The organism is Pseudomonas sp. GL_093 (genome assembly GCF_057837605.1).
This window is the reverse complement of record NZ_CM174448.1, coordinates 3660319-3675209: the sequence shown is the minus strand read 5'-3', so window position 1 is coordinate 3675209 and position 14891 is coordinate 3660319. Positions and strand designations below refer to the sequence as shown.

The window sequence follows — 14891 nt, the reverse complement described above, 5'->3', positions numbered from 1 at the left end:
CAGGCAAATCCTCGTGAACTTTACCTTTGCCTGTGGCTCGGAACCTAAGTGAGTCCATTCCGGGGCGGACGGTCCTGCGGGATGGCTATCCTGTTACAAGCCACAGACACAAGAGCGTCCATGGGGCGTAAAGGAGAGATGCTCGATGACTGCTGAAAAACCCACAGAGCTGAACTACAACCCTCATATGCCGCTGTCGCAGGCTTTACTGCTACCGCGCATCGCCATCGAAAACACCATGCCGACCCTTGATGGCGGGCAGTTCGCCGTCAAAGCCGTGGTGGGTCAGGACGTGGTGGTGACCAGCAAAGTGTTCGCCGACGGTCACGACAAATTGGCCGTGCGCATACGCTGGCACGCCGAGGGTGATGAAACCTGGCAAAGCGAAGACATGGCCGACCTGGGCAATAACGGTTGGCAGGGCCAGTTCCGGGTCGCGCGTCAGGGTCGTTATGTGTTTTGCATCGAAGCCTGGATCGATCAGTTCGCCAGCTTCTGTTATGACCTGGAGAAAAAACACGCAGCCAGAGTGCCGATCAGCCTGGAGCTGCAAGAAGGGCGGACTCAAGTCCAGCAAGCCGCCGAACGCACGGAAGGACAGCTGAGCGAGCAACTGGCGGCGCTGCACCATGAATTGTCAGGCCTGCTCGAAATCGAGCAGGTCGAGCTGTTTCTGCACCAGCGTAGCGCCGAGCTGATGGCGCTGGCCGATCATCGTGCCTATTTGAGCATCAGCCCTGAGTACCCGCTCGACGTCGAACGGGAGCTGGCGCAGTTCGCCAGTTGGTATGAATTGTTTCCGCGTTCGATCACTGACGATCCGGCCCGTCATGGCACCTTCAACGATGTGCATTCGCGGCTGCCGATGATCCAGGACATGGGCTTCGATGTGCTGTACTTCCCGCCGATCCACCCGATCGGCCGCAGCTATCGCAAGGGCCCGAACAACTCCTTGACCGCCGGGCCGGACGATCCGGGCAGTCCGTATGCCATCGGCAGCGAAGAGGGCGGGCATGAAGCCATTCATTCGGAGCTGGGCACGCGCGAAGACTTCCGACGTCTTGTCGCGGCGGCCGCGGACCATGGGCTGGAAATCGCCCTCGATTTCGCAATTCAGTGTTCCCAGGATCATCCATGGCTGCAGCAGCATCCGGGCTGGTTCAACTGGCGTCCCGACGGCACGATCAAATACGCCGAGAACCCGCCGAAGAAATACCAGGACATCGTCAACGTCGATTTCTATGCCACCGATGCGATTCCGAGTCTGTGGGTCGAGTTGCGCGACATCGTGGTGGGTTGGGTCGAGGAGGGCGTGAAGCTGTTTCGCGTCGACAACCCTCACACCAAACCGCTGCCGTTCTGGCAGTGGCTGATCGCTGATGTGCGGGCGCTGTACCCCGAGGTGATCTTCCTGGCCGAAGCCTTCACCACCCCGGCAATGATGGCGCGGTTGGGCAAGGTCGGTTACTCCCAGAGCTACACCTACTTCACCTGGCGCAACAACAAGTCCGAGCTGGCCACCTATTTCACCGAACTCAATGAGTCACCGTGGCGCGAATGCTTCCGGCCGAACTTCTTCGTTAACACACCCGACATCAACCCGGCGTTTTTGCATGAGTCGGGGCGCGCTGGTTTTCTGATCCGCGCCGCACTCGCAACCATGGGCTCTGGTCTGTGGGGCATGTATTCAGGCTTCGAACTGTGCGAAGCGGCTCCGGTGCCGGGCAAGGAGGAATACCTCAATTCCGAGAAGTACGAAATCCGCCCACGGGACTTCAACGCGTCGGGCAACATCATTGCCGAGATCGCCCAGCTCAACCGCATCCGCCGGCAGAACCCGGCGCTGCAGACGCATCTGGGCTTGAAGGTCTACAACGCCTGGAACGACAACATTCTGTATTTCGGCAAACGCAGCGCGGATGGCAGCAATTTCGTTCTGGTGGCGGTGAGCCTTGATCCGCATAACGTCCAGGAAGCGAATTTCGAATTGCCGCTGTGGGAAATGGGCTTGCCCGACGACGCCAGCACCCAGGGTGAAGACTTGATGAGCGGTCATCGCTGGATCTGGCACGGCAAGTACCAGTTCATGCGAATCGACCCGGCGCATCAACCGTTCGGGATCTGGCGGATCACCGTTTAACACCGATCGTTCCCACGCTCTGCGTGGGAATGCAGCCCGGGACGCTCCGCGTCCCATCCAGAGCCGAACGCGGAGCGTCCGTGGAGGCATTCCCACGCAGAGCGTGGGAACGATCTGGGATAGGGCGTTTTCTGTTTTCAACAGGAGTTTCAAATGGCGAAGAAACCCAAGGCAGCCACCTTTATCAAGGACCCGCTCTGGTACAAGGATGCGGTGATCTACCAGGTTCACGTTAAGTCTTTTTTCGACTCCAACAATGACGGGATCGGCGACTTTCCCGGTCTTATCGCCAAACTCGATTACATTGCCGATCTGGGCGTCAACACCATCTGGTTGTTGCCGTTCTATCCCTCGCCACGGCGTGATGACGGCTACGACATTGCCGAATACCGTGGCGTGCATTCTGATTACGGCACCATGGCCGACGCCAAGCGGTTCATCTCGGAAGCCCACAAACGTGGCCTGCGGGTGATTACCGAACTGGTCATCAACCACACCTCTGACCAGCACGCCTGGTTCCAGCGCGCGCGAAAAGCCAAAAAAGGTTCGGCGGCGCGGGACTTCTATGTCTGGTCCGATGACGATCAAAAGTACGATGGCACCCGCATCATCTTTCTCGACACCGAAAAGTCCAACTGGACCTGGGACCCGGTCGCCGGTCAGTACTTCTGGCACCGTTTCTATTCCCACCAGCCAGACCTGAATTTCGATAACCCGCAAGTCATGAAAGCCGTGTTGTCAGTAATGCGCTACTGGCTGGACATGGGCATCGACGGTCTGCGTCTGGACGCGATTCCATACCTGATCGAACGCGACGGCACCAACAACGAAAACTTGCCCGAGACCCACGACGTCCTCAAGCAGATCCGTGCCGAAATCGACGCCAATTACCCGGACCGCATGCTGCTGGCCGAGGCCAACCAATGGCCGGAAGACACGCAGCTGTACTTCGGCGACACCGACGCCAAAGGGCTGAACGGCGACGAATGCCACATGGCGTTCCACTTCCCGCTGATGCCGCGCATGTACATGGCGTTGGCCCAGGAAGACCGCTTCCCGATCACCGACATTCTGCGTCAGACCCCGGAGATCCCGGCCAACTGTCAGTGGGCGATTTTCCTGCGCAACCACGATGAGCTGACCCTGGAAATGGTCACCGACAAGGAGCGCGATTACCTGTGGAATTACTACGCGGCCGACCGTCGGGCGCGGATCAACCTTGGCATTCGCCGCCGCTTGGCGCCGCTGATGGAGCGCGATCGTCGTCGCGTGGAACTGCTCAACAGTTTGCTGCTGTCGATGCCCGGTACGCCGACCCTGTATTACGGCGATGAAATCGGCATGGGTGACAACATCTACCTCGGCGACCGTGACGGCGTGCGCACGCCGATGCAGTGGTCGATTGACCGTAACGGCGGTTTCTCCCGCGCCGACCCGGCCAGCCTGGTGCTGCCGCCGATCATGGACCCGCAATACGGTTACCTGTCGGTCAACGTTGAAACCCAGGCCGGCGACCCGCATTCGTTGCTGAACTGGACCCGGCGCATGCTCGCCGTGCGCAAGCAGTCCAAGGCCTTCGGGCGCGGTACGCTGAAAATGCTCTCGCCGACTAACCGGCGGATTCTGGCCTACACCCGGGAATTCACCGGGCCGGACGGCAAGCACGAAATCATCTTGTGCGTGGCCAACGTGTCCCGTAGCGCGCAAGCGGCGGAACTGGACCTGTCGGCCTACGTCGGCATGGTGCCGGTGGAGATGCTCGGCGGTAACGCCTTCCCGCCTATTGGTCAGTTGAATTTCCTGCTGACCCTGGCGCCCTACGGCTTCTATTGGTTCGTATTGGCGGCGGAAAACCAGATGCCGAGCTGGCACGTGGAACCGGCGCAAAGCCTGCCGGACTTCACCACGCTGGTGCTGAAAAAACAAATGGAAGAACTGCTCGAAGCGCCGTCACGCGACACGCTGGAGCAGGGCATCTTGCCGAACTGGCTGCAGAATCGCCGCTGGTTTGCCGGCAAGGACGCGGCCATCGAACAGGTCAACATCGCTTACGGCGTGCGCTTCGGCGATCCGCTGCACCCCGTGTTGTTGAGTGAAATCGACGTCACCAGTGGCGGCCAGACCAGCCGCTATCAGCTGCCGTTCGGCTTTATCTCCGAAGATCAGGTGGGTGCCGCGTTGCCTCAGCAACTGGCCTTGTCTCGGGTCCGGCGCGTGCGTCAGGTCGGCTTGATCACCGATGCCTTCAGCCTCGACACCTTTGTGCATGCGGTATTGCAGGGCATGCAAAGTAATACCGTGTTGCCATCCAGTGCGGGCGATATCTGCTTTGAGCCGACGTGGGAACTGGCGAAACTCGGTCTGACCGGGGAATCGGAAGTGCGTTACCTGTCCGCCGAACAGTCCAACAGTTCGGTGGTGATCGGCAACAGCCTGGTGCTGAAACTGATCCGCAAGGTCGCGTCTGGCGTGCACCCGGAACTGGAAATGAGCGCGTACCTGACTCACGCCGGTTTCGGCAATATCTCGCCGCTGCTGGGTTCGGTGGTTCGCCGCGACCCGGCGGGCGAGGAAAGTCTGCTGATGATCGCCCAAGGCTACTTGAGCAATCAGGGCGACGCCTGGGAATGGACCCAGAACAACCTCGAACGGGCGTTGCGCGACGAACTGGCCGACGCCATGTCCGAGCAGGAGCAACACTACAACGCCTTGGGCGAACTGAGAGACTTCGCCGGCATGCTCGGTCAGCGTCTGGGCGAAATGCATCAAGTGCTGGCTGCGCCCAGCGACAACCCGGACTTCGCCCCGAAGGTCACCACCCAGAAAGATGCCCTGGCCTGCGCCAAGGACGTGGCGGCGCAACTGGAGTACGCGCTGAAGTTGCTCAAGCAGCATCAAAGCGAATTGAACCCGGCAGACAAAGCCTTGGTCACTCGTTTACTGGACAACAAAAAAGCCATCCTCAGCCATGTTCAGGAGCTGGGCAAAAAAGCCGTTGGTGGTCTGCGCATTCGCGTCCACGGCGACTTGCACCTGGGCCAGGTACTGGTGATCAAGGGCGACGCCTACCTGATCGACTTCGAAGGCGAGCCGGCGCGACCGCTGCACGAACGACGGGGAAAACACAGCCCGTACAAAGACGTCAGTGGCGTATTGCGTTCTTTTGACTACGCTGCGGCGATGGCGATCAATGTGCACAACGTCGACAACACGGCCGATGCCCGAGCCGCTCGTCAACGTGTCGCTGATCGCTATTTAAATGAAGCAAGACAAGCATTTGTCGACGCTTATCGGCTGGCGGCAGCTAGTCTTGCTCATGCATGGCAAGATCCGGAAGGCGAGGACGCCGCATTGGCGTTGTTCGGCCTGGAGAAGGCAGCGTATGAAGTAGCCTATGAGGCAGAAAATCGCCCCACATGGTTGCCCGTGCCGTTGCACGGTTTGTATGGGTTATTGAGTGGGCTTAAACCCTTTTCCGATCTTGGTGGAGAGTAGTCATGAGTTTCTCGAACAAGGAACAGGGTCACGCTAAAGAAGCGTTGCTGCCCAGATCGCGGGACATCGACGCATTGGTACGCGCCGAACATCACGACCCCTTTGCAATTCTCGGTCCCCACGGCGATGGTCATGGTGGGCAATTCATTCGGGCTTATTTGCCGGACGCCTTGAGCGTGCAGGTACTGGCCAAGGACTCCGGGGAGGAACTCGGCAACCTTGAGGCCACCCAGACGCCGGGCTTGTTCGTCGGGCACTTCGATCGGGCGCAGCCTTATCTGCTGCGAACCCGGTGGGCCGGTGGCGAACAGGTTTCCGAAGACCCTTACAGCTTTGGCCCGTTGCTCGGCGAGATGGACTTGTACCTGTTCGCCGAAGGCAATCACCGCGATCTCAGCGCGTGCCTGGGCGCGCAGCTGAGAACGGTCGACGGTGTCGATGGCGTGCGTTTCGCCGTGTGGGCGCCGAACGCCAAAAGGGTGTCGGTGGTGGGTGACTTCAACAACTGGGACGGTCGCCGGCACCCGATGCGCCTGCGTCATCCGACTGGCGTATGGGAAATCTTCGTCCCGCGCATGCAGCCGGGGGAAACGTACAAATACGAGATTCTCGGCACCCACGGCATTCTGCCGCTCAAGGCCGACCCGATGGCGCTGGCCACCTCGCTGCCGCCGGACACCGCGTCAAAGGTCGCTTCGCCGCTGAACATCGATTGGCAGGATCAGGAGTGGATGCAATCCCGGGGCGACCGTCATCGGGTGAGTGCGCCGCTGTCGATCTACGAATTGCATGCCGGGTCCTGGCAATGTGAGTTGGACGATTTGGGCGAAGTTGCGCGCCTGTACACCTGGCATGAGTTGGCCGAGCGGCTGATTCCTTACGTGAAGGATCTGGGTTTTACCCACATCGAGCTGATGCCGATCATGGAACACCCGTTCGGCGGATCCTGGGGTTATCAGCTGCTGTCGCAATTCGCCCCAAGCGCCCGCTACGGGTCGCCGGATGACTTCGCCGCGTTCGTCAATGCCTGCCACCAGGCCGATATCGGCGTGATCCTCGATTGGGTGCCAGCACATTTTCCGACCGATGTTCACGGTCTGGCGCAGTTCGACGGCACCGCGCTGTACGAATACGGCAACCCGCAGGAAGGCTTCCATCAGGACTGGGACACGCTGATCTACAACCTGGGTCGCACCGAAGTGCACGGCTACATGCTGGCCTCGGCGCTGCACTGGCTCAAGCATTTCCACGTCGACGGCCTGCGGGTCGATGCCGTGGCTTCGATGCTGTACCGCGATTACTCGCGCAAGGCCGGCGAATGGGTGCCAAACCGCCACGGCGGTCGGGAGAACCTAGAAGCCATCGACTTCCTGCGCCATCTCAATGACGTGGTCGACCTCGAAGCCCCCGGCGCGCTGGTGATTGCCGAAGAGTCCACCGCATGGCCGGGTGTCAGCCAGGGCACGCAACAGGGCGGGCTGGGCTTCGACTACAAGTGGAACATGGGCTGGATGCACGATTCGCTGCACTACATCCAGCAGGACCCGGTGTACCGTGCCCATCACCACAACGAACTGAGCTTCGGTCTGGTGTATGCCTGGTCCGAGCGCTTTATCCTGCCGATCTCGCACGATGAGGTGGTACACGGCAAGCATTCGCTGATCGACAAGATGCCCGGCGACCGCTGGCAGAAGTTCGCCAACCTGCGCGCCTACCTCAGTTTCATGTGGGCGCATCCGGGCAAGAAGCTGTTGTTCATGGGCTGCGAGTTTGGACAGTGGCGTGAGTGGAACCACGATCAGCAACTTGACTGGTACTTGTTGCAGTACTCGGAACACAAAGGTGTGCAGAAACTCGTCGGCGATCTCAATCGGCTGTATCGCGAAGAGCCGGCGCTGCATGATCAGGACGACGCGCCGCAAGGCTTCCAGTGGTTGATCGGTGATGACGCAATCAACAGCGTTTATGCCTTCATGCGCTGGAGCAGGGATGGGCGGCCAGTGTTGGTGGTGGCTAACTTCACGCCGGTGCCGCGTGAGGGTTACCGCATCGGCGTACCGTTTGCCGGACGTTGGACCGAGGTGATCAACAGCGATGCGGCCACCTATGCCGGTTCGAACTATGGCAATAGCGGCGGGGCATTTACCGAGGATGAGCCGAGCCATGGCCAGGCACTCTCATTGGTATTGAACCTGCCACCGCTGGCGGTGTTGATGTTGCGTCCGGAGGGTTGATCTAACACCGAGTCGCTCCCTTCGCGAGCAAGTCGAATCGTCGCACCGCCGCTCCCACATTAGTTTTGTGTACGACATAAAACCAAATGTGGGAGCGGGCTTGCTCGCGAAGGGGTCAGCCCGAACAATCAATTTCTTGAGCTGAAACACTTACCACCGCATCCGCACACCCAAACTGCCAATCAACCCGTTCAAATCATTGCCATCCACATCACTGCTGTAGTCGGCGCTGACATAAAAACTCACGGCGGGCGTCACTCTGGCCACCAACCCCAAACCCACTTCGACGGTCGATGAGTTGCGGCTGCTGCTGATCTTGTCGACCTGATCCAGGGTCACGGTATTACCGGTGTACACCGAGTGCCACAAGTTGGTTCGCATATAGGGTTCGACCCCCATGCCGTTGATGTCGTAACTACCTTTCAACCGTGCACCGACCCGGCCGCTCCAGGACGTCAGATCGCTGGACGAGGCATTGCCTGAGCCGGCATACGGGGTGTCCAGGGTAATGCGTTGATTGATTAATTGCGCCTGGGGTTCAACTACCCAGTTATCGCTCAGACCAATGGGGAAACCACCTTCTACCGACAGCGTCACCGCGCTGCCCTCGGTCGCTTGTCGGGCGCCTTGGTCATTGCGGCTAAAGCCGTTGACCCGGCCGCCGCTGGCCGTCAAGTCCACGTGCCAGCCCTGGGGCCCGGTCAGGCTCCAGTAAGCGCCGAGGCTCTGGCCTTCGAGGTTGAGGGTGTCGTTGCCGGGGTCAGCAAGGGCGCGACCGGTCAGCAGCCCGTTGCTGTTGCCTTGTAACTGAGTCATGCCGCCGACCAGTCCGACCCGCTGGGTATTACCGCTACCGCTTTGCAGAGTCAGGATCGCCGGACCTTTGAATTCGCTACTGCCAGGGATCGCAAACCCCTGAGCCAGAACATCGGTTTGCGCCTGCCGCGAAGCTTGTCCATACACCTGATCCCAGGCCGAAGGCGCAGCGCCCTCGATGGTCAGGTGTGAACTTTGTGTATCCGAGGCGGTGCTGAAGCGGCCGGGGTAGGGGGTGGTGAAAGTGACGGCTGGCAAGGTCATGACCGGAATATCCTGACGGTACCAAGGCGTGGTTTCATCTTCTGCAGTCCCTGCCTGTACATCCATGGACGAGCACAGAAGGAGTGAACTCGAGACAGCGCAAAAAGTGACTTTGATCTCTTGTTGGGTGAATGAAGTTTTCATGGAGGTTTACCTTGCAATCGCATGCCGTATCTCGCTCTGGCGTCTCTCCTACCCCGAATGAGGGGCGACCGAATGTAGCGAGGCAAGCCTGTGGCCGCCCGATTTCGCGGGTGTCTGGGGGTTTGCCCCGGGTGAATTTCCGGGGGTAGTAACGTGTAGCTAAGAAGACCCTTGACATCGCGTCAAGAAAATGGCCGATAAATGGTATGTGTATTTTAGGACTCGCAAGTGACTGATTTACGCCGCACATCTAAGTTCTTGTTTGTTCGAAAAATCGTCAAAAGATCCGCGTTCCAGAGCGCTTTTGATAGTGGGCTACCGGTTTGCCAACTCACCCTGAGACCGACATTTGCGGCCGTTCCGCGCAGCTGATTGCTGTCGATATTGCTGGTGTAGTCATAAAGAAGCGCGTCGCGGTTGCGACCTTTGAATGCTTCTAAATAGTGAGGGCGCAGGCGCCCTCGCTACCCGCCTGGCGACTACCCAGGCTTGTGGTTATCCAGTACGCGATTGACCGCTAACTCACCCAACATGATCATCCGTTGCAGCACCAGCATCGTTTGCCGTCGCGGGCCGTCCGTTACGTCGGCGAGATCGTTGACCATGGCGCTGGCTGATGCCAACGATTCGCAGGCCTCGACGAGCAACGTTTCGTCATCCACCGCTGCGTCGATGGTGAAAATGGTGCTGGGTTTGCGGGGCGGTATCTGCGTTTTCGACGCCCCGGGGTCGAGGTAGAAGCTGAGTGCGCGGTCGGCCGCCTCTTCCATTTTCTTGGGGTCAAGATCACGAAAGACGTCGTAGGGTACCGGACGGGTATTCGGGGGATTCGGCGTTACTTTGAACATAGTTGCTTTCTCTCATAGTGAGGCGGCAACCATCTCGCTACTAAACGAGAGGGTGGCAGCTGTGCGCGAGTTAGTAGACCGGATAAGCAACAAAAAACCGGCGCGCCCTAGGGCGCCAAGCGCACAGCCACCATGAAGAACAGGCGAATTCCTGTCTGGATGATACTTGTGCAACCGTTATCGCTTAATCCGGGCTACTAAACCCGACCACTGATGGGCAGTGGTAGGGAAACAATAGAGGCCAGGGACAAGGCGCACAAGCCAGCGGATTCTGGCGTACGTGTAGGTAACGACGCAAGGCGTTGTAGCCGTTAGGACGTAACACCGAGTGTCTTTAAACGCGTCCGCTAAACGCCGAAGCTAATGAGCGTTTCAAAGATGCACTTCCACCGCCAACGGCAAATGATCCGACAAATGCGTCCAGGGCTTGTGCCCCAGTATCCGCGGCTCATGACTGCTGGCATTGCGCAGATAAATCCGGTCCAGACGCAGCAGCGGGAAGCGCGCCGGATAGGTTTTCGCCGGGCGACCGTGGTGGCGTTCGAAGGCTTCATGTAGATAGTCGCGTCGGGCGAGGGCGGTGTTGCCTTGCAACTGCCAGTCGTTGAAGTCACCGGCGATGATCACCGGCGCATCGTCGGGTAACGATTCGAGCAGTTGGCAGAGTAGCTGGAGCTGCAACTGGCGATGGCTTTCCAGCAGGCTCAAATGCACGCAGATTGCGTGAACTTCAGTGTGCCCCGGCACATCCAGAACGCAATGCAGCAACCCGCGGCGTTCGGGGCCGGTGATCGAGACGTCGAGGTTGCGGTGTTCGCGGATCGGGTATTTCGATAACAGGGCGTTGCCGTGGTGACCGTTGGGGTAGACCGCGTTACGACCGTAGGCGAAGTCGCTCCACATGCTGTCGGCCAGGAACTCGTATTGTGAGGTCAGCGGCCAATCGTTGTAGCGAGTGGAATGGCGGTCGTGTTCACCGACGACTTCCTGCAGGAACACCAGGTCCGCCGATGTACTGCGTACCGCTTCACGCAGTTCCGGGAGAATGAAACGTCGGTTGAGTGCGGTAAAACCCTTGTGGGTGTTGACCGTCAGCACTCTCAGTCGATGAATCGCCGGGGGCGTGTTCAATGGAGATGACTCGACGGCCCGCCACTTGGAATCACTGGTCACGTTCACTCCTCTGAATCAGGGCTGCTTATGTATGCGACTGATGCAGCGGCGGGCAGTTCAGAGTGATTCGTCGTAACTACCGTTCACCGAAAACTGTAGCAGCTGTCGAGCTTGCGAGGCTGCGTTCGGCTGCGAAGCAGTCGTGAGACCCGGCAACGCGGTGTGTCAGGCAAACTCCATGCTCTGGATAGACGACTGCTACGCAGCCGAACGCAGCCTCGCAGGCTCGACAGCTGCTACAGGCTGCTACCAGCGCTACGTCAGACGAAGACAATTTCGTAGGGCTGCCGTATCCGTTCCAGAAGCACCGGGGGCAGCAGTGGGGCGAGGCCGATGGCCGGTTCGCCGTCGAGCTGGCTGGCGTAGGCGTGGGTGGCGTGGCTTTTGCGCGCGACGGTCCAGGTGTCCAGGCGCACCTTGCGCGCGCGATGCCAGGGGATGAGCCCTCGATCACGCGTTGGCCAGTGCCAGGCCCAGACCGGTACTTCATTGAACGCCGCACCGACCATGGCTGCGGCCTTGGCGCTGGCCCGGCCGACGGCGTCATGGTCGACAATGCCATCCTCGCGCCAGGTGCTGAACACCACATCCCCGGGGCGTAAATAACGGGCAATGAATTGAGACATCTGAAATTCCCGTTCGGCCAGGCCGTTGTCGGTGAAGCCGCCACGAATCCATTTGAGGCTGTGCATCGGCAGCCCGAGCCGGCGCAAGGCTTCGAGGCTTTCCTGGGGGCGGAACACGCTCAAGCGTTTCTCCGACCACTGCTGCGAGCCCGGATGGCTGGCGCTGCCGTCGGTAATCGAGATCAATTGCAGGGGATGACCCAAGGCGCTGAGCAACTGCAGCAGGCCGCCGCAGGTCACGACTTCATCGCCGGGATGTGGAGCAATCACCACGGCGCGTGCGCCAGCGGGAACCAGGGTCTGAGTGCTGATGACAGGAATGTTGTCCAGTTGCGGGGCGCTGTTCCAGATTTGTACTGGCGGGATGCTTTCACTGATGGAAACCGATTTCATGGCTACGTCCTTGTTCTCGTTGATAGCAATGTGCGGCGCTCCAAACCCTGGATTGCCGCGAGCAGAGTATTGCTCATGTCACGCTATTCGTCGACTCGATGCGCCATTCAGTCCGTTTTTTTATCCGGGCTATCCCTGAAGGTCCATTTCACTCTTCTTCCTCACGCTGCAATTCGAACAGCAGCAGCGAACGACCAGTGACGGAATATTCGTGCCCGAACTCGAAGCGTTCCTGACCCCGAATCGACGGTTGGTTGGTGTCGATCATGCAGGTCCAGAAACCGCCGTCTGGCACTTCCGGAAGCAGGAAATTGACGATGTCGTGATGGGCGTTGACCACCAACAGCAGGGTGGCGTCGGCGCCTTTGCGGCGGATACCGGTTTCCTGGGCGCGGCCATCCATCAGCATGCCGAGGCAGCGGCCATGGCCTTCCTCCCATTGTTCGATGGACATTTCGCTGCCATCCGGCGCGAGCCAGGTGACGTCCTTGACGCCGATGTCCTCGTTGTAATTGCCCACCAGGAACCGGCCGCGACGCAGGATCGGGTAGGTCAGGCGCAACTTGATCAGCCGTTTGACGAACTTGAGCAGGGACTTGCCGTCTTCGCTCAGGTCCCAATTGACCCAACCGATCTCGCTGTCCTGGCAATAGGCGTTGTTGTTGCCCTCCTGGGTGCGGGCGAATTCGTCGCCGGCCACCAGCATCGGCGTGCCTTGGGACAGCAGCAGCGTGGCGAAGAAGTTGCGCATCTGCCGCTGACGCAGCTCATTGATCTCGGGATCGTCGGTCGGGCCTTCGACGCCATGGTTCCAGGACAGGTTGTTGTTACTGCCGTCCTGATTGTTCTCGTCGTTGGCTTCGTTGTGTTTGTCGTTGTACGACACCAGGTCGTTCAGGGTGAAACCGTCGTGGGCGGTGACGAAGTTCACCGAGGCATACGGCCGTCGGCCCCGCTGATTGAACATCTCGCCGGAGGCGGTCATGCGGCTGGCGAAGTCCGCCAGTTGGCCGTCGTCGCCTTTCCAGAACGCACGCACGGTGTCGCGGAATTTGTCATTCCACTCGACCCAACCCGGCGGAAAGTTACCGACCTGATAGCCACCGGGGCCGCAATCCCATGCTTCGGCAATCATCTTCACCTGGCGCAGCACCGGGTCCTGCCGGCAGGCCACAAGGAAGCTGTGACGTTCGTCGAAGCCATCGTGGTAACGCCCGAGAATAGTCGCCAGGTCGAAGCGGAAACCGTCGACGTGCATTTCCGAAGCCCAGTAGCGCAGGGAGTCGGTGACCATTTGCAGCACGCACGGGTGACTCAGGTCCAAGGTGTTGCCGGTACCGGAATCGTTGATGTAGAAGCGCTTGTCGTCGGGCATCAAGCGGTAGTAAGAGGCGTTGTCGATGCCGCGCATGGACAGGGTCGGGCCTTGTTCATTGCCCTCGGCGGTGTGGTTGTAGACCACGTCGAGAATCACTTCAAGATTGGCTTCGTGCAGGTGCGCGACCATCTCCTTGAACTCGGCGATCTTGCCGCTGGCCAGGTAACGCGGGTCGGGGGCGAAGAACGCGATGCTGTTGTAGCCCCAGTAATTGGTCATGCCTTTGTGCAACAGATGCTGGTCGTTGACGAAGGCATGAATCGGCAGCAATTCCACCGTCGACACACCGAGCTTGCGGATGTGTTCCAGCACGTCATCGACCATCAACCCGGCGAAGGTGCCGCGCACGTTATCGGGGACGGAGGGGTGACGCATGCTGAAACCGCGCACATGAGTCTCATAAATGATGGTTTTGTCCCACGGCACGCTGACCCGATGGTCGTGACCCCAGGTGTGGGCCGGGTCGATCACCTTGCACTTGGGCACGAACGGCGCGCTGTCACGTTCATCGAAACTCAGGTCGGCGTCGGGGTGGCCGATGGTGTAGCCGAACAGGGCTTCGGACCATTTCAATTGGCCGACCAGTTGTTTGGCGTAGGGGTCGATCAGCAGTTTGTTGTGGTTGAAGCGATGACCGTTCGCCGGGTCGTACGGGCCATAGACACGGTAGCCGTAGATCATCCCCGGATGCGCGTCGGGCAGGTAGCCGTGGTAGATCTCGTCGGTGTATTCCGGCAGTTCGATGCGTTCCAGTTCGACCTCGCCGGCATCATCGAAGATGCACAGCTCGACCTTGGTGGCATTGGCGGAAAACAAGGCGAAGTTGACCCCCAGGCCATCCCAGGTCGCGCCCAGCGGGAAGGGCAAGCCTTCACGGATTCGCGAGGCCTCGACCTGAGGTTCTGGCGCGGCTTTCTTCGGACTGGTCATAGGTGCTCCTGCAAAGGGGGGACAGTTCTTGGCTCTGGTTTTTTTTGAGGGCGAGCGAGCCCTCGGTGGCGAGAAGGCTCGCCACGAGGTCAATCAGGACACGGGTGAGAGGCGTCAGACAGCGGGCGGTTTACGCGCTGCTCGAGGCTTTTTCTCAGTAGCTTTTTCGCCCGGAGGGATCACCTTCGACGCCGCGGCAGGCTTGGCTTTGGCTTTGGTTGTTGGCTCGGCAGCCTTGCCATTGGCTTTGCTGGCAGGGGCCTTGACGGCGGCTTTGCTGCCAGCGGCTTTTGGCGATTTGCTCGGTGCCAGGGCTTCGGCTTCAGCCAGTTTGCGGGCCATCTCCCAGTGGCGAGCGTCCTGGCCCTCGGGTTTTCCTTCCGATTCCCAGATTTGATAGGCGAATTCGCGGATGCGTTTATCGTTTGTGCTCATCGCAATGCTCCTGAA

The 14891-nt window shown here is 59.6% G+C and carries 9 protein-coding genes; 3 read left to right on the top strand and 6 right to left on the bottom strand.

The features are described 5' to 3' along the window. The first annotated feature begins 145 nt into the window (after positions 1–145). The 3 genes from AC3IUE_RS16840 (at position 146) to glgB (ending at position 7869) form a co-directional block, all read left to right on the top strand. Complete coding sequence (locus tag AC3IUE_RS16840; protein WP_489263000.1) at positions 146–2140, top strand: alpha-1,4-glucan--maltose-1-phosphate maltosyltransferase; 1995 nt, start codon at positions 146–148, stop codon at positions 2138–2140. 153 nt (positions 2141–2293) lie between these two features. Next, on the top strand, positions 2294–5635 hold the full coding sequence (gene treS / locus AC3IUE_RS16835) for a maltose alpha-D-glucosyltransferase (RefSeq protein ID WP_489262999.1): 3342 nt from the start codon (positions 2294–2296) through the stop codon (positions 5633–5635). A 2-nt stretch (positions 5636–5637) separates the two neighbouring features. Beyond that, positions 5638–7869, top strand: coding sequence for a 1,4-alpha-glucan branching protein GlgB (gene glgB / locus AC3IUE_RS16830; protein WP_489262997.1), 2232 nt, complete (start codon positions 5638–5640; stop codon positions 7867–7869). Positions 7870–8019: 150 nt separating this feature from the next. Here the strand turns inward: glgB and AC3IUE_RS16825 are convergent, their stop codons facing one another. The 6 genes from AC3IUE_RS16825 to AC3IUE_RS16800 form a co-directional block, all read right to left on the bottom strand. Further along, on the bottom strand, positions 8020–9093 hold the full coding sequence (locus AC3IUE_RS16825) for an autotransporter domain-containing protein (protein ID WP_489262996.1): 1074 nt from the start codon (positions 9091–9093) through the stop codon (positions 8020–8022). A 479-nt stretch (positions 9094–9572) separates the two neighbouring features. Continuing rightward, positions 9573–9941 (bottom strand): DUF6124 family protein, encoded by a 369-nt coding sequence (locus AC3IUE_RS16820; RefSeq protein WP_461998538.1) that lies wholly within the window; start codon positions 9939–9941, stop codon positions 9573–9575. A gap of 372 nt (positions 9942–10313) precedes the next feature. Next, positions 10314–11114, bottom strand: a complete 801-nt coding sequence (locus AC3IUE_RS16815; protein WP_056745912.1) for an endonuclease/exonuclease/phosphatase family protein — start codon at positions 11112–11114, stop codon at positions 10314–10316. 260 nt (positions 11115–11374) lie between these two features. Continuing rightward, on the bottom strand, positions 11375–12133 hold the full coding sequence (locus AC3IUE_RS16810; protein ID WP_461998537.1) for a PIG-L deacetylase family protein: 759 nt from the start codon (positions 12131–12133) through the stop codon (positions 11375–11377). A 148-nt stretch (positions 12134–12281) separates the two neighbouring features. Further along, entirely contained in the window at positions 12282–14441 is a 2160-nt protein-coding gene (glgX, locus tag AC3IUE_RS16805) for a glycogen debranching protein GlgX (protein ID WP_489262995.1), read from the bottom strand. A 114-nt stretch (positions 14442–14555) separates the two neighbouring features. Next, positions 14556–14876, bottom strand: a complete 321-nt coding sequence (locus tag AC3IUE_RS16800) for a DUF2934 domain-containing protein (protein ID WP_461998535.1) — start codon at positions 14874–14876, stop codon at positions 14556–14558. Between the last annotated feature and the right edge of the window lie 15 nt (positions 14877–14891).

Coding starts and splice junctions, on each gene's coding strand:
- AC3IUE_RS16840 (WP_489263000.1), top strand. CDS start 146: ATGACTGCTGAAAAACCCACAGAGCTGAACTACAACCCTCATATGCCG.
- treS (WP_489262999.1), top strand. CDS start 2,294: ATGGCGAAGAAACCCAAGGCAGCCACCTTTATCAAGGACCCGCTCTGG.
- glgB (WP_489262997.1), top strand. CDS start 5,638: ATGAGTTTCTCGAACAAGGAACAGGGTCACGCTAAAGAAGCGTTGCTG.
- AC3IUE_RS16825 (WP_489262996.1), bottom strand. CDS start 9,093: ATGAAAACTTCATTCACCCAACAAGAGATCAAAGTCACTTTTTGCGCT.
- AC3IUE_RS16820 (WP_461998538.1), bottom strand. CDS start 9,941: ATGTTCAAAGTAACGCCGAATCCCCCGAATACCCGTCCGGTACCCTAC.
- AC3IUE_RS16810 (WP_461998537.1), bottom strand. CDS start 12,133: ATGAAATCGGTTTCCATCAGTGAAAGCATCCCGCCAGTACAAATCTGG.
- glgX (WP_489262995.1), bottom strand. CDS start 14,441: ATGACCAGTCCGAAGAAAGCCGCGCCAGAACCTCAGGTCGAGGCCTCG.
- AC3IUE_RS16800 (WP_461998535.1), bottom strand. CDS start 14,876: ATGAGCACAAACGATAAACGCATCCGCGAATTCGCCTATCAAATCTGG.